Genomic DNA, 20,264 nt, shown 5'->3' on the forward strand with positions numbered 1-20,264 from the left:
CGCTTCAGTTTATCGGCGTGTAACGCCAGATCCCCGCCGGCAGCGCCAGCCAGACATAACACGCGGCCGTCACGGCCATCGCCGCCAGGGTGCTCAACGTCAGCGCATTCTGGCTCAGGCGGTGGCGATCGTAGCGGCTGTAGCTCACCCGCGTCAGCCCGCAGATGCTGAGTCCCAGCAACAGACCGCCCACCACATCCGTAAACCAGTGCACGCCGAGATACAGGCGGCTGACCGCGATCAACAGCATTGGCAGACCAAAGACACCGTACACCACCCAGCGTTGCCGGCGTGGCCACTCGTGGGCGACAAAGCTGGCGGCCAGGCCGATCATGGTGGCGACGCCGGCCGCATGGCCACTGGGGTAGGCAAAGGAGGCCGGTGGCACGCTGACTTCGTCAGGTCTGGGCACGGCGAAGCCGGCTTTCAGCAAGGTGGTGGCCAGCGTGACCATGACGCCGGCTGCAATCAGGTGCAGGGCGGCGGCTGGCATGCCGCGTAGCAGGAAGAAGGTGATGGCGATCAGGCTCAGCAGGGTGAGCAGCGCGGGATCCCCCAACAGGGTCAGCGTCACCGCCACCGGATCGAACAGCGGATTGCGCAAGGGCGCAAAAAAGGCCGCCGTTGCCTGGTCCAGTGGCGACAGCATGTGGGTTTCCAGGCACAGCAGCGACCAGAGGGCGAACAGCGAAAGGCTGCCAACGGTCAGCATGATCGAGGCCAGCGGAAACTCGGGGCCTTGAGGCCGGTCGCTGGAGAGTGCCTGCCAGATGCGGTCGGCGACGGGATGGTTCCGGGCCAGTGTCTGCGTACGCCGGTACAGGTAGCCGTCGCTGCCCAGCCCTATCTGCAGGCGGAAGATGAACAGATAGATGAGCGCCAGCAGCCCCAGACTCAGGGCCATGACCGGGTAGAAGTGTGGCGGTAGCGTGAGGTCCAGGGCCATGGCGCTGCCCACCAGGTAGCCGGGAATGACATAGACCGGCGCCCAGCCCAGTGCCGACACCACATTGAAGGCCACGAAACGCTGTGCGGGCATATGAAAGGCCCCGGCGATCAGCGGCAGGATCGGTCGCAGGGGGCCGACGAAACGGCCGATCACGATGCTTTTGCCGCCGTGCTGATGAAAGAAGCGGGCACCCCGCTCAATCATGTTCGGATAACGGGAAAACGGCCACAGTCGGTCCAGCCGACCCTGGAACTGCCGGCCCAGCCAGAAACTGGCGCCATCGCCGGCCACCGCACCGGCGGCGGCCCAGGCCAGGGCCTCGATCAGCGGCATGTTCACCTGGCCGGCGAGGGTGGACACCGCAAACAGAATAGCCACACCAGGTACCACGACGCCGGCGATGGCCAGTGATTCCACGAAGGCGGTGGCAAAGATGGCGCCGGAGAGCCAGCCCGGGTGCTCACCGAGCCAGGCAATCAGGTGGTGGAGGGTGTCCATCATGCGGCGTTGGGGTGCCCCGCCAGGAACCAGGCCCGGTCCGTGCCCCGTTGCTGGGCCTGTTGCAGGGCTTCACCGGCGCGATCCCGCAGGTGGTCGCTGGTGGTGTCGCTGGCGGCCCAGGCGGTGCAGCCCAGGCTGACGGTCAGGCGTCCCACCACGGGCCATTCGGCCTCACCCAATGTACGGCGAACCCGTTCCGCCATCACCCGGACGCCTTCTTCCGGCGTGAAAGGCAACACCAGGAAGAAGTCGCCATCGCCCAGTGCGTACAGCGTATCGCCGGCCCGGATGACGCCGAACAGGGTCTGGGTCACTTCCCGCATGAGCAGGGCCATACGGTCCTGGCCGTGCAGGTCGTTGACCTCGTCCAGATGATCCATGTGCAGCCGGATCACCGACAGCGGATTACCCGTGGCCCGGGCCCGGCTGATTTCCTTCTGCAGGGTTTCGTCCAGGAAGCGTGCGTTGTGCGCGCCGGTCTGTGTGTCGGTAATGGCCAGATCCTCGGCCGACTGGGCCATGTTGGAGTAATGCCAACTGTAGAACACGCCGGTGCCGAACAGCAGCAACAGACCGCCCAGCGTCACAATGGCCTGGGTGGGGTCGGTCGCCATGAACAGCCAGATGGCCACGCAGGCAATCAGCGCCAGCGTCATGGCCAGCGCCGTGCGCAGCGGCAGGATCAGCAGGTTGAGCAGAACCAGCGCCAGGGTCCAGTGGGACACATCGGGCTGGGAGCTGGCGAAGACGGCCAGCACCGCGAGCAGATTCATGACGGCCAGCAGGAGGGTATGGCCCGGCGCCATCAGCTGACGTCGGCGCATGACCCACGTGTAGGCGACGCCGGCCGCAGCGCCAAGACCCAGTGCCACGGCGAGGTAGAACAGATCGTAGAAACCGTAGCGCAGGTTCTGTGCGGCCAGGGCGATCATGAACAGCAGCGTCAGGCTGTAAGCCAGGCCGTGGGTGAGGGTGCGCAGCCGGGTCTCAGTCATGGGAGGTGGCCTCCGTCCCGGATGCGCCCGTACCGTCGGCACCGGACCAGGCGCTGAACGACTGGGTGCGGTTACCGCCCTGTTGTTGAGCCCGCTGCAGGGCCCGGCCTGCGCTTTGCTGCAGGCTGTCAGCATCGTCACCGATGTTGAGTCCGGCGACACCGGCGCTGACGGTCAGGGTCAGGTCATGGGACGCCAGCAGGCTGCCCAGCCCCTGGCGGATGACTTCGGCGCGGCGGGTGGCTTCGGTGGTGTTGATGCCCGGCAGGATGGCCAGGAACTGGAGGTCCGCCACCCGATAATAGCTGTCGAAATCCCGCAGCTGTGAATGCAGGTAGCGACCGATGCGCGGCAGGATGGCGCGAATGTCGTCTTCCGGCAGGGGCTCGCCCCGATGGATGTCCAGGCCAATCAGCAGGACGGCCATTTCGATCCCTTCCCGTTCACTGCGCTGGATTTCCTTGTGCAGGTCGGCGGACAGGTAGTCGCGGCTGGCGGCCTGGGTCAGTTCATCGGTACGCCGAAGCGGCGCCAGCTGCCGGCTCTTGTATTCCCGCAGGAACACGAACACGGCCGACAACAGGATGGCGAGCAGGGCGCAGGCAACAAACTGGTGACGGTCGGGGCCAAGGGCCGGGTCCAGGCCGGCTATGATCACCAGCGCCAGATAGGGCATTACCAGCAAAACGGCCCAGCCGAGGGACCAGAGTGCAAAGGTGGCCAGTGGATACACATAACTCCACTGGGACAGGCCGGGCGCGTTGGCGAGAATGGCCGGCGTCAGTGCCGTGAGGAACAGCAGGTTGGAGACGCGGGCGATGGCCAGGGGCAGCGTGCTGTCTTTGGCGATGCCGGCGTGATAGCGGGTCCAGACCATGACCGCGCAAATGGCGCTGGTCACGGCGGCCGCATAGGCGGCCTGCCACAGGGTGAACGCGGCAAGCAGCAACAAGGCAGCGGCGGCGAACCGGGCAAAGCGGCTCAACAAAAAAGTCTCTGCCACATTAGGCATTCGAGGTCTCCATGACGACATTTCCCGCAGGGAGCATTCCTGACTGCGGCAGACAGGCGGAAATGTACCGTAATTCCTTGGATCCGGCCTGTCATCATGGGACTGGAAGGCCACCGGTGACTTAAACCGAATCGATCGCCCGCGTATAATAACGTCTATGCGTGTATCCTGACATCCGGAGAGCCGTCGATTGGCTCCCACGAATGCAGATCGTCGTGTCGATACCTTATAAATTAGCAAACGTGCCTCCGATTCACGCCAGAATCTGAGACGCCTGAAAGCAATTCAGCAGATGGTAGGACCCTTGATGGATATTTCGGCTTACATGGCAGACGTTGGCCAGAAGGCGCGTGAAGCGGCAACCGCCGTGGCGCGCTCCAGCACAGCGGAACGTAATGACGCGCTGCTGGCTATGGCGGACGCACTCGATGCCTCCCGTGACGCCCTGACGGACGCAAACCGTCAGGACCTGGACGCCGGCCGTGAGAATGGACTGGAGCCAGCCATGCTCGATCGCCTGGAGCTGACGCCGGCACGCATCGATACCATGATCGAGGGTCTGCGTCAGGTGGCGTCCTTGCCGGATCCGATCGGGGAGATCACCGGCATGAGCTACCGGCCGTCCGGCATCCAGGTGGGCAAGATGCGGGTGCCGCTGGGTGTGATCGGCATCATCTATGAATCCCGCCCCAATGTGACCGTGGAAGCGGCCAGCCTGTGCCTGAAGTCCGGCAACGCGACGGTTCTGCGCGGCGGGTCCGAATCGCTGCATTCCAACCAGGCGATTGCCGCCTGCATCGCCGAGGGGCTGCGCCAGGTCGGGCTGCCGGAAGAGGCTGTCCAGGTCATCAAGACCCGGGATCGCGAGGCTGTGGGTAAGTTGATTACCATGCCTGAATACGTGGACGTGATCGTCCCCCGGGGCGGCAAGGGGCTGATCGAACGCATCAGCCGGGATGCCAGGGTGCCCGTGATCAAGCACCTGGACGGCGTCTGCCACGTCTATATCGACAGTCATGCCGATCCGGAGAAGGCCCTGGCCATCGCCGTCAACGCCAAGACCCAGCGCTATGGCACCTGCAACACCATGGAAACCCTGCTGGTGGATGCGGAGATCGCGGCCGACATCCTGCCGCTGCTGGCCAGCGCCTTTGAGGAGAAGGGCGTGGAACTGCGCGGCTGCGAGCGGACCCGGGACGTCCTGGCCCACGTCATCAGCGCCACAGAAGACGACTGGCACGCCGAATACCTGGCGCCGGTGCTGGCGATTCGCGTGGTGGACGGACTGGACGCGGCGATTGCCCACATCAATCGCTACAGCTCCCAGCACACCGACGCCATCGTGACCGAAAACTACAGCCGTGCCCGCCGCTTCCTGACCGAAGTGGATTCCAGCTCGGTGATGGTGAACGCCTCCACGCGGTTTGCCGACGGCTTCGAGTACGGCCTGGGCGCAGAGATCGGAATCTCCACCGACAAGCTGCACGCCCGCGGCCCGGTCGGTCTGGAAGGGCTGACCTCGCAGAAATACGTGGTGTTCGGCGACGGTCACATCCGTTCCTGAACGGGTGGGGCCTGAGCAGTCTATGAAAGTCATTCTTGGCGGAACCTTTGACCCCATCCATCACGCTCACCTGCGCACGGCCGTCGAACTGAGGGAGGTCCTCGGTATCGACACCGTGACGCTGGTGCCGTGCCATCTGCCGCCGCATCGGGATGAGCCGGGTGCGTCACCCGAGTTGCGTCTGCGGATGCTCTACAGCGCCATTGCCGGTGAGGCGGGGCTGGCGGTGGATGAGCGGGAACTGACCCGTAACACGCCGTCCTACACCGTCGATACTCTCGAAGAATTGCGCCAGGAGCGAGGGCCGCAAGAGCCTCTGGCGATGGTCGTTGGTACCGACAGCTTCGCATCGATCGATCGCTGGGACCGCTGGCAGCGCCTGCTGGAACTGGCCCACATCATCGTGGTGGAGCGGCCGGGCTATACCATCCCGGCCGAAAGCGCGGCCGGGCAACTGCTGGCGGACAACGCCGATACCGATGTGACCTCACTGAAGCAGGCGCCGTCGGGCCGGGTCTGGTCCGTGTCGCTGCCGCTGCTGGACATTTCCGCCACTGGCGTGCGCCAGGCGGTGCGGGACGGGCGCTCGATCCGCTATCTGGCGCCGGATCCGGTGTGCGACATCATCGCGGAATCCGGCCTTTATCGTGATGAGTCCGGGCCGTCATTCCGGGCTTGACCGGAACTGGTCGAATCGTGACCTGTCCCGGGATTTTGGTGGTACAATGCCCGCTTCATTGTCGCTGCCCGGGGCAGCGCATCAACCGTTGGGGCCGGACCGGCTCCGGCACGCCAGGTGGAGACACCGTCGAACAGGGTAATTATGCAGGCTGAGCAACTGAGAGATACGGTCGTAAACGCACTTGAGGAGGTTAAGGCGCAGGACATCAGTGTGATTGATGTCCGGGACAGAACCAGCGTCACGGATTACATGGTCATCGCATCGGGGACGTCCAGCCGGCATGTCCGCTCGCTGGCCGAGTCGGTGATTACCGAGGTCAAGTCCCAGGGTGTTCGTTCGGCCAATGTGGAAGGTGGTGAGAACAGCGACTGGCTGCTGGTGGACATGGGCGATGTCGTCGTGCATGTCATGATGCCGGCCACCCGCGAATTCTACGATCTGGAACGCCTCTGGCGCGATGCGCCCAACCTGGGTGCGGCTGGTAGCGAATAATCATGCGGTTGAAACTGGTCTGTGTTGGCCAGAAGATGCCCGGCTGGGTTGAGGACGGCTACCAGGAGTACGCGCGGCGCTTCCCGCCCGACCTGCCCCTGGAGCTGGCGGAAACGCCACTCGCCCAGCGCGGCAAGAATCCCGATATCCCCCGGTTGATGCAAAAGGAAGGCGAGGCCCAGCTGGCGGCCATCGGCCGCAGTGATCGGGTCATTGCGCTGGAGGTGGGTGGCAAGGCCTGGTCCACGGAAAAGCTGGCGAGTCAGTTGGAAGCCTGGCAAATGGACGGCCGGGACGTCAGCTTCCTGGTTGGCGGGCCTGATGGCCTGTCGCCGGAATGCCGGGCCCGGGCGGACCAGCTCTGGTCCCTGTCGCCACTGACGCTGCCCCATCCGCTGGTTCGCATCCTGGTGGCCGAGCAGCTGTATCGCGCCTGGTCCATTACCCGCAATCATCCATATCACCGCGCATAGGACGGTTTAATGCCCTGGGGGGAATTCAAGGATACCGCAGCCGAACGTCGCCTGTTCCAGCGTCGTGTGCTGGTTGCCCTGGTGATCATGCTCGGCCTGATCGGCATTCTGGTGACGCGGTTGTACTACCTGCAGATTCTCAATCACGAGAACTTCACCACGCTGTCGGAAAAAAACCGGGTCCAGGTGCAGCCCATTGCGCCGCCGCGGGGCCTGATCTACGACCGTAACGACGTTCTGTTGGCGGAAAATCGGCCGGTGTTCAGTGTGACCGTGGTCCCCGAACGGGTGCCGGACATGGACCAGACGCTGGCCCAGCTTCGCCAGATACTGAACATCAGCGATGAGGAGCTGGAGCGCTTTCGACGACGCTTGGACGAATACCGCCGGCCCTATTCGCCGATCTCCCTCAGTTCAGACCTGAGCGAGAAACAGATTGCCCGCATGGCCGTGCACCGCTACGAGCTGCCGGGCGTGGAAGTCGAGGCCGAGCTGGTCCGCTACTACCCCTATAGTGAAATTACCTCCCACGCCCTGGGTTATGTCGGGCGTATCAATCAGGACGAGTTACGCCGCCTTGATCCCATCGAGTATGCGGGTACGAATTACGTCGGTAAGTCCGGTGTGGAGCGGTTCTACGAGAACGCTTTGCACGGCAAGGTGGGCTACCAACACGTCGAGACCAATGCCCGCGGCCGGACGCTGCGCGTACTGGAGCAGGAAAATCCGGTTCCCGGTGACGATTTGCATCTGCAGTTGGATATTCGCCTACAGCAGAAAGCCTACGATCTTCTCAATGGTCGGCGCGGGGCCATTGTCGCCATTGAACCCAAGACCGGCGGCATCCTGGCGCTGGCCAGCGTCCCGGGCTTTGACGCCAACCTCTTTGTGACCGGCATCAGTGTCGACGCCTACAAGGCGCTCAGTGAATCGCCGGACAAGCCGCTCTTCAACCGCGCCCTGCGCGGCCAGTACCCGCCGGGCTCCACCATCAAGCCGATGATGGCCGTGGCGGGACTGGACAGCGACAACACCACGCGCGATCGCACGATCTGGGATCCCGGCTACTACCAGATCGACGGCAAGGGCCGCCGGTACCGGGACTGGAAGTGGGGCGGTCACGGCTGGGTCAATCTTGATGAGGCGATCGCTCAGTCCTGCGACACCTACTTCTACGACCTGGGCGAGCGCATGGGCGTGGATACAATGAGCAAGTACCTCGACCAGTTCGGTTTCGGCAAGGTCACTGCATTGGATGTCAGCGGTGCCCAGCCAGGCCTGCTGCCAACCCGGGAATGGAAACGGGGCGTCAAGCACCAACCCTGGTATCCCGGAGACTCGGTCAATATGAGTATTGGCCAGGGGTTTTTGTTGGCCACACCCTTGCAACTGGCAACGGCGACGGCAGTTTTGGCAAACCGTGGCAACTGGCATGCGCCGCGAATGCTGATGAAAGCTTCTGGTGCCGAGAGCACCGAGCAGGTTTTGCCTGAGGATGGCCATCCTGACATCGTCCTTCAGCGACAGGAAGATTGGGAATACGTCAGGAATGCCATGCATTCTGTGGTTCAGGGGCCGCATGGGACAGCTCGTGGATCCGGTCGCGGCGCCCCCTACTCGTTTGCTGGCAAAACCGGTACCGCGCAGGTCTTCAGTCTCGCGGAAAACGAGCACTATGATGCCGACGAAATTCGAGAGCGACTGCGCGACCATGCCTTGTTCATTTCATTTGCACCGCTGAAGGATCCCAAGATAGCGGTCGCAGTGATCGTCGAGAATGGCGGCGGCGGCAGCAGTACGGCGGCGCCTCTGGCCCGCAAATTGATTGATGCCTGGTTACTGGATATGAATGCTGGAGAGCCAGAGAAACCGGTCGTTGCCGACAAAGCCAAGGCAGGGGGCTCCAACGATGGCTGATCGCGATATCGTCCGGCATATGTCCGGTCCGAGCCTCCACGCCCCGCAGGGCTTTCTGGCCAAGATTCATCTGGATCCAATACTGCTCGTGCTTCTGTTGATCCTGCTGGTCGGCGGTCTGTTTGTGCTGTATAGCGGCGGCGACAGCAGCATTGCCATCGTTGAAGCCCAGATCGCCCGGATCGGTGTGGCGCTGGTCGTGATGTTCGTATTCGCCCAGTTGGACCCTTCCGTATACCGGCGCTGGGCGCCCTGGCTTTACGGGCTGGGAGTGATCGCGCTGATCGCCGTGCTGCTGGTCGGGATCGGGGCCAAAGGGGCGCAGCGCTGGCTGGCGCTGCCGGGGCTGCCGCGATTCCAGCCTTCGGAGTTCATGAAGCTGGCGGTGCCGATCATGACCGCCTGGTATCTATCCCGACACTACCTGCCGCCACGCATTTCGCGGGTCGCCATTGCGCTGGTCATTGTGTTTCTGCCGATGGGTCTGATTGTCGAGCAACCCGATTTGGGCACGGCCCTGCTCGTCGGGATGGCCGGGTTGTTCGTCATATTTTTTGCGGGCTTGAGCTGGAAGCTGTTAGCGGCGTTCTTTGCCATGGCAGGCGTGTCGGCGCCCGTGCTGTGGTTCTTTATCATGCGCGATTACCAAAAGCAGCGGGTGCTGACATTGCTGGATCCAGAGAGCGACCCGCTCGGCGCCGGCTGGAACATCATCCAGTCGAAGACGGCGATCGGTTCTGGCGGGCTGATGGGCAAGGGATGGCTGCACGGCACTCAGTCGCATCTGGATTTTCTGCCGGAGAGCCATACGGACTTCATCGTTGCGGTACTGGCCGAGGAGTTTGGTTTTATTGGCGTCACACTACTGATCACACTGTACTTCCTGATTATCGCGCGTTGCCTCTATATTGCGGTCAATGCTCAGGACTCTTTTGGGCGCCTGGTGGCCGGGGCGCTGACGATGACCTTCTTTATTTACGTCTTTGTCAACATCGGTATGGTCAGCGGCATATTGCCGATCGTGGGAGTGCCGTTGCCCATGGTGAGTTACGGTGGAACCTCGATGGTCACGTTGATGGCGGCGTTCGGGGTGATGATGTCGATCCACACGCACCGGCGAATGATCTCGGCTTAGGTGACGTTACCTTTTATTCATAACGGGGGCGCGCAGTGGTGGCGGCTCTGGGCATCATGCTAGTCTTTGGCCGCCCCGGCGGAGTAAGCGCCGGGGCGGCCAACATAAAAAGAACGTCGGGGACGATCATGCCTTCACATATCATGAGTGTCGTACTGGGGCTGTGGGCGATGTTGGTGGCGTCCCTGACTCATGCCGGTTATGTGGAAACGCCTGCCGGGCAGGCGTTTGTCGACGAGATGGTCCGTCAGCACGGATTTGATCGGAGTACGCTGGAAATCTGGCTCGCCAGCGCCCAGCGCCAGTCATCCATTCTTGAAGCGATCAGTCACCCGGCGGAACACACCCTGGCATGGTATGAATATCGGCACATCTTCATAAAGCCGACGCGTATCGAGAAGGGGCAGGCGTTCCTGCAGACCCACGCAGACACGTTTGCGCGTGCGGAACAGGAATTGGGCGTGTCACGCTACATCGTGGCGGCCATTATCGGTGTGGAAACCCAATACGGTGAATACGCCGGTAATTACCGGGTGCTGGATGCACTGACGACGCTGGCGTTCGATTATCCGCCTCGCTCGGCGTTCTTCCGCAAGCAACTGGGCGAATTTTTTCTGATGGCCCGGGAACAAGAGCTGGATCCGACAGTCCTAAAGGGTTCGTATGCCGGAGCCATGGGGTTTGGCCAGTTCATTCCCAGCAGCTACCGGGATTTTGCCATCGATTTCGATCACGATGGACGCGCCGACATCGTCAATAACCCGGTCGACGCCATCGGCAGCGTGGCCAACTATTTTGCCCGCCACGGGTGGCAGGCTGGCGCTCCGGTGGCGGAACCGGTGGCAGGGGCGGATTATCCGCAGGCGTTGTTCACTGACGGGCTGGCCCCGAAACTGACGGTGGCGGACTATCAGGCCGCGGGTATCGTGCCAAAAGCCGGCGTGTCGGCGGAAACCCGGGCACGCCTGATGCGGTTGCAGGCTGAGGAAGGTCAAGAAAATTGGCTGACGTATCCCAACTTTTACGTCATCACCCGTTACAATCACAGTCAATTGTATGCGATGGCCGTTCTGGCGCTGTCGCAGGCGTTGGCGCGGAACCCGGATAAGGCGAGAGGTTAGGCGTGTCTTGCTGGACGATGGCGGAACGGCGCATGAATCCGATTAGTGTAAAGCCAGGGCTGGCTCTGGTGATGACCGTGGCTGCCGGGCTGCTGGCCGGGTGTGCGTCGAGTCCTGAGACCTCGTCGTCAGCCGGTACATCGTCATCGCGGTACAGTATCAGCCAGGATCGGGCGCCGTCCGAGGATTACGACGTCAGCGATCTGAAGAGTGCCACGCCTCGCTACGAGCCGCCCAGCCGCTACGGCAATAAATCGCCTTACACGGTCTGGGGCAAACGCTATACGGTGCTGGCGGATGCCAGCGACTATGTCGAGCGGGGCACGGCGAGCTGGTACGGCGAGAAGTTTCACGGTCACAAGACGTCCAACGGCGAGACGTTTGACATGTACAAGATGACGGCGGCCCACAAGAGCCTGCCGCTGCCCAGCTATGCCCGGGTGACCAACCTGGACAATGGCCGCAGTGTGATCGTGCGGGTGAACGACCGGGGGCCGTTCCACAGCTCCCGGATCATCGATCTGTCCTACGCCGCGGCCAAGAAACTGGGCTACCAGAAGCGCGGCACCGCTCATGTAGAGGTGGCCGCGATTACGGTGTCGCGTGATGGTAGTATGTCGGTGGCCGGAGAGGCCGCGCCGTCGCGGGAATCTGCACCGGCGACCTCCAGCGCGAAAGAGGGAATCTTCGTCCAGGTGGCCTCGTTTACGCAGGTGGAATCGGCCGAACAGCTCTCGCAGCGCCTGCGAAACGTGACCCAGGCGCCGGTTCGGGTGTATGCCGCCGGCAGCTATCACCGGGTGCAGGTTGGCCCGTTCGCGCAGCGCGGACAGGCCGAACAGGAAAGTAAACTGATCGAACAGGGGGGATTGGGGCGCCCGATTGTGGTGACCGATCCTCTATAGTGGGCCCGTGCCGGTGGCTGGCGGTGGCATTGTCATCGTCAGCGCTGCGTATGACCCGGAAGCAGACGCCTGATTCACCGGTTCGAGGCCGGTTGTTGCTGTAAAGGCGGATGGTTCTTCCGAATCCCGTGATACCCGTCGGGTATCGTCAACTGATGTAACTGCTGAATGGTTCCATGGCTAAGAATACGGTATTTCAAACATTTTTCCGCGCGCTGATCGTCCTGTTCACCTGGGTCTCGGTGGCGGCTGCCCAGTCCCAGCCGTCCCTGATCCCGTCGCCGCCGCAGATTGCGGCCAGCTCCTACGTGCTGATGGACGCGGCCAGCGGCCACATCATCGTGCAGGGCAACAGCGACGAACGCCTGCCGCCGGCCAGTCTGACCAAGATGATGACGGCCTATATCGTCGAGCGTGAACTGTCCGAGGACCGGATTGCCATGTCCGACGAGGTGCCCATCAGCGTGCATGCCTGGCGCACCGGCGGTTCGCGGATGTTCGTCAAGGAAGGGTCCAACGTGACCGTCGAGAATCTGCTGCACGGTATGATCATCCAGTCCGGTAACGACGCCAGTGTGGCGCTGGCCGAGTACGTGGCCGGCAGTGAGGGCGCGTTTGCCGACATCATGAACCAGCAGGCGCAGATCCTGGGCATGAAGAACACCCACTTCATGAACGCCACCGGCCTGCCCCACGAAGAACACTATTCAACGGCGCACGACCTGGCGCTGCTGGCCCGGGCAATCATCAACGATTACCCGGACAACTACCCGATCTATTCCCAGAAATACTTCACCTACAACGATATCCGTCAACCCAACCGCAATTCGCTGCTGTGGCGTGACCCGTCCGTCGACGGCCTGAAGACCGGTCACACGGACGCCGCCGGCTACTGTCTCGTGGCGTCGGCCAAGCGCGACGATATGCGACTGATCGGTGTCGTGATGGGCACCAATAGCGAGAGAGCCCGGGCCCAGGAAGTGCAGAAACTCCTGAGCTACGGTTTCCGCTATTACGAAACCCACTCCCTGTTCAAGGCCGGCCAGCCGCTGAAGGATGCCACCGTCTGGGGCGGACAGAAGGAATCGGTGCAGGTGGGACTGGCCAACGATGCGATCGTCACCATTCCTCGCGGCACCAAGGATTCGCTGGAGTCGGTCATGGACATCGACAGCGTGATCAAGGCGCCGGTGAAGGCTGGCCAGGAACTGGGTCAGGTGCGGGTGACGCTGAACGGCCAGGAAGTGGTCAAGCGCCCGGTGGTGGCACTGGAAGCGGTGGACGAAGGCGGGTTCTTTAAACGCATCTGGGATGCGATCAAACTGTTCTTCGTGCAGTTGTTCAGCTGATTGGCGACAGTGAGGAAAGCAGCATGAGTGAACCGCAGCCGCCCAAAATTGAATTCCCGTGTGATTACGTCATCAAGGTGATCGGCACGGCCGCGCCGGACTTTCGCGAATTTGTCGTGGAAGTGGTGGAGCGCCATGCGCCGGGCATCGATGAAACCGACATCACGATCAACGACAGCCGCCAGGGGCGTTTCAGCTCCGTGCAGATCAAGATCGTGGCGACCGGCGAACCGCAGCTCAAGGCCCTGTTCGAGGAGCTCAAAGCCAGCGGTCGCGTTCACATGGTCCTCTAACCGGTAGCCTGTCGTGTCCGAAACATCTGACCGTTCCGTCATCGTTCGCCACCTGGGTCTTCAGCCATACCTGGAGACCTGGGAGGCGATGAAGAGCTTCACCGCCGCGCGCACGCCCGAGACCGCGGACGAGCTCTGGTGCCTGCAACATCCCAAGGTCTTCACCCAGGGGCAAGCCGGCAAGGCCGAGCATGTGTTGGCGCCGGGAGACATTCCGGTGGTCCAGGTGGACCGGGGCGGCCAGGTGACCTATCACGGTCCCGGCCAGCTGGTAGTGTACCTGATGATCGACCTGCACCGGGCCCATTTCGGTGTGCGTGAGTTGGTCAGTGGTATCGAAGACAGCATCGTTGCGATCCTGGCGGACCTGGGCGTCGATGCGGCCCCGCGCGCCGATGCGCCGGGTGTCTACACCCAGGGCACCAAGATCGCCTCACTGGGCCTGCGCATTCGGCGCGGCTGCTCTTTCCACGGCCTGGCGCTGAATGTCGATATGGACCTGGAGCCGTTCCGTCGCATCAATCCCTGTGGCCTGACGGGCATGGCCATGACCCAGGTGGTCGATCACGCCCCCCAGGCGACGTTTGATGGCGTCCAGGACGCGTTGGTGGCTCGCCTGGTAGAACGACTGGATCTGGGCCGGGTCCGGTTCGAGACCGGGTTGCCCGTCGTTCAGGCCGTATCCTGATTGGGGACTTCCCCGCTACAGACCCGATTGCGCCCCGTCGCCTTGGCGGTGTAGAGGGCTTCGTCCGCCCGCTGCAACAGTCGGCTGGGGGATTCGGCGCCGTGAATGCTGGCTACGCCCGCGCTGATCGTCGTCCGAACAATCCGGCCGTCATAGGTGGCAGGAGCCGCTGCAATTGACTGGCGGATCCGCTCGGCAATCCGGATGGCTTCCTCCACTCCGGTCTCCGGCAGGATCGCCAGAAATTCCTCACCGCCCCAGCGCGACACAATGTCGATCCGGCGGCACCCTTCCTTCAGTTTGTCCGCCACCTTGATGATCAGCTCGTCGCCCGTCTGGTGGCCGTAGTGGTCGTTAACTCCCTTGAACAGGTCGATATCCAGCAGGATCACCGAAAACGACTGGCGGTTGCGAAGGTAGCGCTGGTACTCGCCTTCCAGGCGGATCAGGCCTTCGCGACGGTTGGTCAGGCCGGTCATGGTGTCGTGCTTGGCCGCGTACTCGTACTCGCCGGCCAGGGTGAGGAGACTGGCCTTGCTGCGCCGCCGGCTCAGGTCGAGGACGTAGCAGGAGACCATTTCGAACGCGAGCACGTTGATCATCATCAGCCGGAAGCTGTCACTGTATGGCGTGTTGAAAAGAAGGTCTCCCAGCGGCGAAAACAGGCCGACCAGAGCCGTCAGGCCAAAAGCGCAGGTCAGGACGCCGACCCGGGGCGTGCTGATGTAGAAAATGATCGGCGGATAGGCGAACAGCCAGATGATCGCGGAGCCGTCTTCCAAGGCGGCGGTCGCTACATAAATGAACAGGGCGGCAATGATGACGATGAACGTCCGCCGGTGCAGGGTCTGATGCCGCAGCGTCAGGTACACCAGGGCATTAAGCATCAGCATCACGCCCACCGTGGCCAGCGTGGCCATCACCAGGGTGTCGCCTCGGCCAGCAGCCCGGTAGGCAAAGAAAACCAGGACCGGCAGGGCCCCCACGCTGAGCCAGTTGATCAGCCGGGGAAGCGGTATTTCGCCCCGAGTGTGGTCGGGCACAGGGGCTGACGGCCAATAAGACTTGGATGAATCGGGCATCATTGTTAGCGTTATATTTATTGTTTAATCGATACGAGCATAGCGCCAAATGCAGTAGCGCTCTGTTTTAAAACGTAAACATGACGTTTGCGGCGTCGCATAGTCGCCTGTGCTGGTTAATCAGTGATCACTACACGGCAAAGCTGCAGGGAATCCATTGGCTCCGGAAACCGGGCTGGCGCGGCAGGTCGGTGACCAGAGACGGGTCGGGCTCACGTATAATCGGTAGGACCCACTTTCGAAGAGCGCCCGGAAGCCGACCATTCGGCCGTCGGGCTGCAGCATTCATCAGCTTCTGGATCCCTTGATGACTTCCAAAAAAACGCGCAAATCCGTTTCCCGCATCAAGACCGGCAGCTTCGAGCGCCGGCTCAGTCTGACCCGGGCCGGTCTGTTCGCCGGTACCCGCATGGCCACGCACATGGCCACCAACCTGTTCAGCAGCCGCGAAAAGCGTGAAGAACGCCACCGCCAGATGCTCTCAAGCCAGGCCCGGTTCCTGGTGGATGAACTCGGCAAACTCAAGGGCAGCGTGGTGAAGATCGGTCAGGTCATGGCGCTCTACGGCGAGCATTTCCTGCCGGCCGAAGTGACCGAGGCGCTGCACACCCTGGAAGATCAGACCACCTCACTGGCCTGGCCTTCTGTCGAGAAGGTGCTGGCCAAGGAGCTGGGCAGTGAGCGCCTGGCCCAGCTGGACGTGGATCCCGAACCGATTGGATCGGCCTCGCTGGGGCAGGTTCATCGCGCCGTACGCCGCAGTGACGGTCTTGAGATTGTGCTCAAGGTCCAGTATCCGGGCGTCGACACGGCGGTGGACAGCGACCTCAATGCGGTCGCGCAGATTCTGAAAGTCGGGCGCTTTGTGTCCATGGGCCCCGAATTCAACGAATGGCTCGAAGAAGTCCGCACCATGATGCACCGGGAAGTGGACTACGCGCTGGAAGCCCGGACCACCGAGCATTTCCGCAAGATGCTGGAGGGCGACGACCGTTTCGTGGTGCCCCGGGTCCTGCCGGAGTATTCCACCCGCCATGTGATGGCGTCCACTTTCGAGCCCGGCTGGCCGGTCAGCTCGGACAAGGTGGCTTCGCTGTCGCTCGAGCGTCGGAGTGCGCTGGGCCGTGCCGCGCTGGAACTGTTCTTCCGTGAGCTGTTTGAATGGGGCGAGATCCAGACCGACCCCAACTTCGGCAACTACCGCATCCGCATTGCCGAGGAAGCCGGCACCGAAAGCGACCAGATCGTACTGCTGGACTTTGGCGCCGTGCAACAATACCCGGACAGCTTCCTCGAGCCGGTTCGGGACATGATCCGGGCGTCCTATGAGCAGGATCTGGAGCGGGTCATCGAAGGCGGGACCAAGCTTCATTTCATGAGCGAGAGCTGGCCCGAGGACGTGCTGCGGCGATTCGGCGAAGTCTGCATGTCGGTGCTGGAACCGCTGGCCCCGGCCAACGGCGAGTGGCCCGAATTCGCGGTCAACGAGCAGGGCCAGTACCGCTGGAAGCAGAGCGACCTGCCGTCGCGGGTGGCCCGTCAGGCGGCGCGTTCCGCCATCAGCCGCTATTTCCGGATTCCGCCCAAGGAATTCGTCTTCCTCAACCGCAAGCTGATCGGTGTCTACACCTTCATTGCGGTGCTGCGGTCGGAGTTTAACGGCGAGGATCTGTTGCAGGACTATCTGTACGACAGCGAAGAGGCGGCCGCCCGGGACGCCGGCGACTGACCCCGGAAGTCAGGTCGCTTCCAGCACCAGCCACAGCACCAGGGCGTAGCGAAGGCCCTTGCCGATGGCAACCAGCACGATGAAATTGAGCCAGGGGACGCGCATGATGCCGCCGATCAGCGTCAGCGCGTCACCGCCGATGGGCAGCCACGCCATCAGCAGCGACCACTGGCCGAACCGGTTAAACCGGTTCTGGGCCTGTTGCAACTGTTTTTCACTGACCGGAAACCAGCGTTTGTGGCGAAAACGCTCCACCTGCCGTCCGATCCAGCCGTTCAACACCGACCCCAGGGTGTTGCCCAGTGTGGCGAACAGCCACAAGCCCCACAGCGAGTAGCCCTGCGTTACCAACCCGCCGAGCAGAACCTCGGAGTAGGCCGGCAACAGGGTGGCTGCGGCAAAGGCCGTAAAAAACAGGGACAGGTATGCCAAATCGACTCCCGTCTGATTACACAGTGTAGTGGTGGGTTTACCGGTCGATCACTATCGTTATCAAGAAATCGTCCGTCAGGCCGATAGCTTATCTTGTCAGTCGCACAAAGTCTGAGACAAGGGAGCTGGGCGTGATGGCGTACGACGTATACGAAGATCTGCGGTGCCCCTACCGGACCGGGTGGTGCTGCCTCACTCTGTGACCCGGGAGTGTCATGAAAAAGCTGTCTCTGAAAGTCAAACTCTACGCGCTGGTCATTGTGCTGCTGCTCATTATGGGCCTGAGCATGATCATAACCGCCCAGGTATCGCTCTCCAGCATGGAGTCGCGCATTTCCGATGACACCGGCGAACTGGTGCAGAACATTGTCGTCGAGCGCCTGCGTGCCACGGCCGGCCAGTACGGTGAGCTGGTGGCCAGTATCTTCAACCGGGCCTACAAGATCCCGGAAACGTTCCGCGAGGTGATTCACCGCAACGTCGAAGGCTCCGATTCCGCGCGCATGAGCCGCCGCGACCTGATGGAAACCGCCGGCGCGATCCTCAAGGGCCAGCCGGAACTCAGCTCCATCTACGCGCAGTTCGAGCCTGATGCCTACGACGGCCAGGACCGCTACTTCACCGGGGGTGTGGAAGATCACAGCAGTGATGAAGGCACGCTGGAGATCTACTACTACCGGGACCAGGACGGCAAGATCCACTTCAGTCGCACAGCGGATCCGTCGACCAAGTACGATACCACCAAGAACGAATTCGGCATCCGCGAAGCCGAGTGGTACCTGTGCTCCAAGGAAACCCTCAAGCCCTGCACCATGGAGCCCTACAACTACGAGATCAGTGACGGTTATTCCGAGCTGATGACCAGCCTGGTGATGCCGATATTCAAGGATGGCAAGTTCGGCGGGGTCGTCGGTGCCGACATCAATCTGTCCACCATCCAGAAGACGCTCAAGCAGGTCAGTCAGAACCTGTACGACGGCGCCGGCCGCGTGACCCTGGTCAGCGAGATGGGCCTGATTGCCGGCACCAGCCATTACGACAAGTTCCTTGGGCGGCCGCTCAAGGAAGCCCTGCCGGATCGGGCGGCGGCTTATCGCAAGCTGGACAAGGACGGTGACAACGACGTCTTTGATAACGGCGAAGACATCGCGGTGGCGTATCCGATCCACATCAAGGCTTCCGACACGACCTGGTCGATGATCATCGAACTGCCGCGGGATGTCGCGCTGGCCGACTTGAGCAAGGTTGAGGATGTCCTGGGCGAGGAAGTCGACGCCACGGCAGGGCGCCAGTTGACGGCGGGCATCATCGTGTCGATCGTTTCCCTGTTGCTGCTGGTGGTGCTGGTTCGCAGCGTGACCCGGCCGCTGGATCGCATCCGTGACCGCATGGCCAATCTGGCCAGCGCCGAAGGCGACCTGACCCAGGAGCTGGAGATTGATACCCACGCCGAGCTGATTGCACTGGCGGACGGCTTCAACGCGTTCCTGGCGAAACTGCGGGACATGATCAACGACCTCAAGTCGATCAATGGCCGCGTCAGCGAGCAGTCGGACAGCGTTCGCCGCATTGCCCAGGAAACCGAGGAAAACACCTCGCGTCAGCACAGCGAGATTGACAGCGTCGTGACCGCCATGAACGAGATGTCGGCCGCTGCCAGTGAAGTCGCCACGTTTGCCAGCGACGCTGCGGGCAATGCCCGGGAAGCCAGCGACGGGGTCGTGAGCACCCAGTCGACCCTGACCACCGCCGTCAAAGGCGTGCAGGAACTGGCCGCCGATATGGAAGAGGCCAGCGGGGCCATCGGTCAGGTCGCCAACCGCAGTGACGACATCAACCGCATCCTGGAAGTCATCCGCGGCATTGCCGAGCAGACTAACCTGCTGGCTCTGAACGCGGCGATTGAAGCGGCACGGGCCGGCGAACAGGGGCGGGGCTTTGCGGTAGTCGCCGATGAGGTGCGCACACTGGCGTCGCGGACCCGGGAGTCCACCGACGAGATCAGCGAGATGATTGAAGGGCTGCAGGGCGAGGTCCAGCAGACGGTGACGGTCATCCGCGGCGGCGTCGACCGGGCCACCAACGCGGTTGAACGGACCCGCGAGGCGGATCAGTCACTGGCCGAGGTGGTGCAGCGTATCGCCACCATCGTCGAGCACGTCACCCAGGTGGCCACGGCGGCCGAAGAGCAAAGTTCGGTCAGCGAGGAGATCAACCGCAACCTGACCAACATCGGCGATGCCGCCAGCGACCTGCGCGAACTGTCTCAGCGGGTTCGCGGTAACGGCGAAGAGTTGGGTGAGCAGGTGATATCGCTGGAAGAACAGCTTAACCGCCTGCGGACCTGAACCGGACCGGGTAGGGCGGTGCCAGAAGCCGACAGTGCGTTGTCGGCCCTGATACCGCCCACCTGGCCGCATACGCAGAGCCTATGACGATCATTCAAAGCACCAAATGGGAAAAGACGCGGCCGTCTGGCAAGCTGAGCCCCATTGAATCCGAGGAGGTCGAAGATGGATCGCGTGACCATCTATGGCCGCATGAGTTGCGGTTTTTGCGTCCGTGCCCGCCAACTGTGTGAAATCAAAGGTTTTGATTATCAGTTTGTGGATATGATTGCCGAAGGGATGAGCAAAGCGGACATCGAAAAAATGATCAACGAGCCGGTCTATACCGTGCCGCAGATCTTTGTCGGCGACAAGCACGTCGGTGGCTTCACCGAATTTGCCACCTACGTGCAGCAGCGGGAGGCTTCTTCACTGGCCTGAGTTGTCAGCCGGCAGAACCAAAAAAGGCGCCCGATGAGGGCGCCTTTTTTAGGTTCATCGCACTTTACCGGGAAAAGCGGCTTTGATTTTCAGGAAGAAGTAGTCGTTATCCCGGTAGCCGTACGCCATCCGCTTGATCACCTTGATTTTATTGTTCATCCCCTCCAGCACGCTGGT

20 protein-coding genes are annotated in these 20,264 nt (G+C 62.1%); 14 read left to right on the plus strand and 6 right to left on the minus strand.

Annotated features, from left to right (window positions below; all coding sequences use genetic code 11):
* Positions 1 to 4: 4 nt before the first annotated feature.
* Genes EB809_RS17015 through EB809_RS17025 form a run of 3 tightly spaced genes read right to left on the minus strand, consistent with a single transcriptional unit; the run spans position 5 to position 3,457 of the window.
* Positions 5 to 1,450, minus strand: coding sequence for a bifunctional DedA family/phosphatase PAP2 family protein (locus EB809_RS17015; protein WP_123636040.1), 1,446 nt, complete (start codon positions 1,448 to 1,450; stop codon positions 5 to 7).
* A complete protein-coding gene (locus EB809_RS17020) occupies positions 1,447 to 2,445 on the minus strand; it encodes a GGDEF domain-containing protein (RefSeq protein WP_123636041.1) in 999 nt (332 codons plus the stop codon). Before EB809_RS17020 ends, EB809_RS17015 begins: the two co-directional genes overlap by 4 nt.
* On the minus strand, positions 2,438 to 3,457 hold the full coding sequence (locus tag EB809_RS17025; protein ID WP_123636042.1) for a GGDEF domain-containing protein: 1,020 nt from the start codon (positions 3,455 to 3,457) through the stop codon (positions 2,438 to 2,440). Before EB809_RS17025 ends, EB809_RS17020 begins: the two co-directional genes overlap by 8 nt.
* Positions 3,458 to 3,764: 307 nt before the next feature.
* On the opposite strand from EB809_RS17025, the gene EB809_RS17030 reads away from it, so the two are divergent.
* The 11 genes from EB809_RS17030 (at position 3,765) to lipB (ending at position 14,076) form a co-directional block, all read left to right on the plus strand.
* The gene (locus EB809_RS17030) at positions 3,765 to 5,021 is read left to right on the plus strand and encodes a glutamate-5-semialdehyde dehydrogenase (protein WP_123636043.1); all 1,257 of its coding nucleotides are present in this window, start codon (positions 3,765 to 3,767) and stop codon (positions 5,019 to 5,021) included.
* A gap of 22 nt (positions 5,022 to 5,043) precedes the next feature.
* Positions 5,044 to 5,700 carry a nicotinate-nucleotide adenylyltransferase gene (gene nadD / locus EB809_RS17035; protein WP_123636044.1) on the plus strand — a complete coding sequence of 219 codons (657 nt, stop codon included), beginning with the start codon at positions 5,044 to 5,046 and terminating at the stop codon, positions 5,698 to 5,700.
* 144 nt (positions 5,701 to 5,844) lie between these two features.
* Positions 5,845 to 6,195: a ribosome silencing factor gene (gene rsfS, locus EB809_RS17040; RefSeq protein ID WP_123636045.1), complete on the plus strand. Its 351-nt coding sequence runs from the start codon at positions 5,845 to 5,847 to the stop codon at positions 6,193 to 6,195.
* A gap of 2 nt (positions 6,196 to 6,197) precedes the next feature.
* Positions 6,198 to 6,668 (plus strand): 23S rRNA (pseudouridine(1915)-N(3))-methyltransferase RlmH, encoded by a 471-nt coding sequence (gene rlmH / locus EB809_RS17045; protein ID WP_123636046.1) that lies wholly within the window; start codon positions 6,198 to 6,200, stop codon positions 6,666 to 6,668.
* 9 nt (positions 6,669 to 6,677) lie between these two features.
* Positions 6,678 to 8,585, plus strand: a complete 1,908-nt coding sequence (gene mrdA / locus EB809_RS17050) for a penicillin-binding protein 2 (protein WP_123636047.1) — start codon at positions 6,678 to 6,680, stop codon at positions 8,583 to 8,585.
* On the plus strand, positions 8,578 to 9,720 hold the full coding sequence (gene rodA, locus EB809_RS17055) for a rod shape-determining protein RodA (RefSeq protein WP_123636048.1): 1,143 nt from the start codon (positions 8,578 to 8,580) through the stop codon (positions 9,718 to 9,720). The genes mrdA and rodA overlap by 8 nt, the downstream gene beginning before the upstream one ends.
* 128 nt (positions 9,721 to 9,848) lie before the next feature.
* A complete protein-coding gene (gene mltB, locus EB809_RS17060) occupies positions 9,849 to 10,841 on the plus strand; it encodes a lytic murein transglycosylase B (protein WP_123636049.1) in 993 nt (330 codons plus the stop codon).
* Between the two features lie 32 nt (positions 10,842 to 10,873).
* Entirely contained in the window at positions 10,874 to 11,746 is an 873-nt protein-coding gene (locus EB809_RS17065; RefSeq protein WP_123636050.1) for a septal ring lytic transglycosylase RlpA family protein, read from the plus strand.
* A gap of 176 nt (positions 11,747 to 11,922) precedes the next feature.
* The gene (locus EB809_RS17070) at positions 11,923 to 13,095 is read left to right on the plus strand and encodes a D-alanyl-D-alanine carboxypeptidase family protein (protein ID WP_123636051.1); all 1,173 of its coding nucleotides are present in this window, start codon (positions 11,923 to 11,925) and stop codon (positions 13,093 to 13,095) included.
* Between the two features lie 23 nt (positions 13,096 to 13,118).
* Positions 13,119 to 13,388 (plus strand): YbeD family protein, encoded by a 270-nt coding sequence (locus tag EB809_RS17075; protein ID WP_123636052.1) that lies wholly within the window; start codon positions 13,119 to 13,121, stop codon positions 13,386 to 13,388.
* A gap of 88 nt (positions 13,389 to 13,476) precedes the next feature.
* The gene (lipB, locus tag EB809_RS17080; RefSeq protein ID WP_411711079.1) at positions 13,477 to 14,076 is read left to right on the plus strand and encodes a lipoyl(octanoyl) transferase LipB; all 600 of its coding nucleotides are present in this window, start codon (positions 13,477 to 13,479) and stop codon (positions 14,074 to 14,076) included.
* Here lipB and EB809_RS17085 read toward each other — a convergent pair.
* Positions 14,061 to 15,119, minus strand: coding sequence for a sensor domain-containing diguanylate cyclase (locus tag EB809_RS17085; protein ID WP_223808011.1), 1,059 nt, complete (start codon positions 15,117 to 15,119; stop codon positions 14,061 to 14,063). The genes lipB and EB809_RS17085 overlap by 16 nt on opposite strands.
* Before the next feature lie 346 nt (positions 15,120 to 15,465).
* On the opposite strand from EB809_RS17085, the gene EB809_RS17090 reads away from it, so the two are divergent.
* Entirely contained in the window at positions 15,466 to 16,887 is a 1,422-nt protein-coding gene (locus EB809_RS17090; RefSeq protein ID WP_123636054.1) for an ABC1 kinase family protein, read from the plus strand.
* A 9-nt stretch (positions 16,888 to 16,896) separates the two neighbouring features.
* On the opposite strand, the gene EB809_RS17095 is transcribed toward EB809_RS17090, so the two are convergent.
* Entirely contained in the window at positions 16,897 to 17,319 is a 423-nt protein-coding gene (locus EB809_RS17095; RefSeq protein ID WP_123636055.1) for a YqaA family protein, read from the minus strand.
* A 215-nt stretch (positions 17,320 to 17,534) separates the two neighbouring features.
* Between EB809_RS17095 and EB809_RS17100 the strand changes: the two genes are divergently transcribed.
* Both EB809_RS17100 and EB809_RS17105 read left to right on the plus strand, forming a co-directional pair.
* Positions 17,535 to 19,667, plus strand: a complete 2,133-nt coding sequence (locus EB809_RS17100; protein WP_123636056.1) for a methyl-accepting chemotaxis protein — start codon at positions 17,535 to 17,537, stop codon at positions 19,665 to 19,667.
* Between the two features lie 165 nt (positions 19,668 to 19,832).
* Positions 19,833 to 20,087, plus strand: a complete 255-nt coding sequence (locus EB809_RS17105; RefSeq protein ID WP_123636057.1) for a GrxA family glutaredoxin — start codon at positions 19,833 to 19,835, stop codon at positions 20,085 to 20,087.
* Positions 20,088 to 20,141: 54 nt separating this feature from the next.
* On the opposite strand, the gene EB809_RS17110 is transcribed toward EB809_RS17105, so the two are convergent.
* On the minus strand, positions 20,142 to 20,264 hold a 123-nt coding region (locus EB809_RS17110), incomplete at its 5' end, for a transposase (RefSeq protein ID WP_148079180.1).

Origin of the sequence: Marinobacter sp. R17 (assembly GCF_003789045.1) — a bacterium.
In the GTDB taxonomy this organism is placed as follows: Bacteria; Pseudomonadota; Gammaproteobacteria; order Pseudomonadales; family Oleiphilaceae; genus Marinobacter_A; species Marinobacter_A mangrovi.

Coding starts and splice junctions, on each gene's coding strand:
- EB809_RS17070 (WP_123636051.1), top strand. CDS start 11,923: ATGGCTAAGAATACGGTATTTCAAACATTTTTCCGCGCGCTGATCGTC.
- rlmH (WP_123636046.1), top strand. CDS start 6,198: ATGCGGTTGAAACTGGTCTGTGTTGGCCAGAAGATGCCCGGCTGGGTT.
- EB809_RS17090 (WP_123636054.1), top strand. CDS start 15,466: ATGACTTCCAAAAAAACGCGCAAATCCGTTTCCCGCATCAAGACCGGC.
- lipB (WP_411711079.1), top strand. CDS start 13,477: ATGAAGAGCTTCACCGCCGCGCGCACGCCCGAGACCGCGGACGAGCTC.
- EB809_RS17025 (WP_123636042.1), bottom strand. CDS start 3,457: ATGCCTAATGTGGCAGAGACTTTTTTGTTGAGCCGCTTTGCCCGGTTC.
- nadD (WP_123636044.1), top strand. CDS start 5,044: ATGAAAGTCATTCTTGGCGGAACCTTTGACCCCATCCATCACGCTCAC.
- EB809_RS17105 (WP_123636057.1), top strand. CDS start 19,833: ATGGATCGCGTGACCATCTATGGCCGCATGAGTTGCGGTTTTTGCGTC.
- EB809_RS17015 (WP_123636040.1), bottom strand. CDS start 1,450: ATGATGGACACCCTCCACCACCTGATTGCCTGGCTCGGTGAGCACCCG.
- EB809_RS17065 (WP_123636050.1), top strand. CDS start 10,874: ATGAATCCGATTAGTGTAAAGCCAGGGCTGGCTCTGGTGATGACCGTG.
- mrdA (WP_123636047.1), top strand. CDS start 6,678: ATGCCCTGGGGGGAATTCAAGGATACCGCAGCCGAACGTCGCCTGTTC.
- mltB (WP_123636049.1), top strand. CDS start 9,849: ATGCCTTCACATATCATGAGTGTCGTACTGGGGCTGTGGGCGATGTTG.
- EB809_RS17075 (WP_123636052.1), top strand. CDS start 13,119: ATGAGTGAACCGCAGCCGCCCAAAATTGAATTCCCGTGTGATTACGTC.
- rsfS (WP_123636045.1), top strand. CDS start 5,845: ATGCAGGCTGAGCAACTGAGAGATACGGTCGTAAACGCACTTGAGGAG.
- EB809_RS17100 (WP_123636056.1), top strand. CDS start 17,535: ATGAAAAAGCTGTCTCTGAAAGTCAAACTCTACGCGCTGGTCATTGTG.
- rodA (WP_123636048.1), top strand. CDS start 8,578: ATGGCTGATCGCGATATCGTCCGGCATATGTCCGGTCCGAGCCTCCAC.
- EB809_RS17020 (WP_123636041.1), bottom strand. CDS start 2,445: ATGACTGAGACCCGGCTGCGCACCCTCACCCACGGCCTGGCTTACAGC.
- EB809_RS17030 (WP_123636043.1), top strand. CDS start 3,765: ATGGATATTTCGGCTTACATGGCAGACGTTGGCCAGAAGGCGCGTGAA.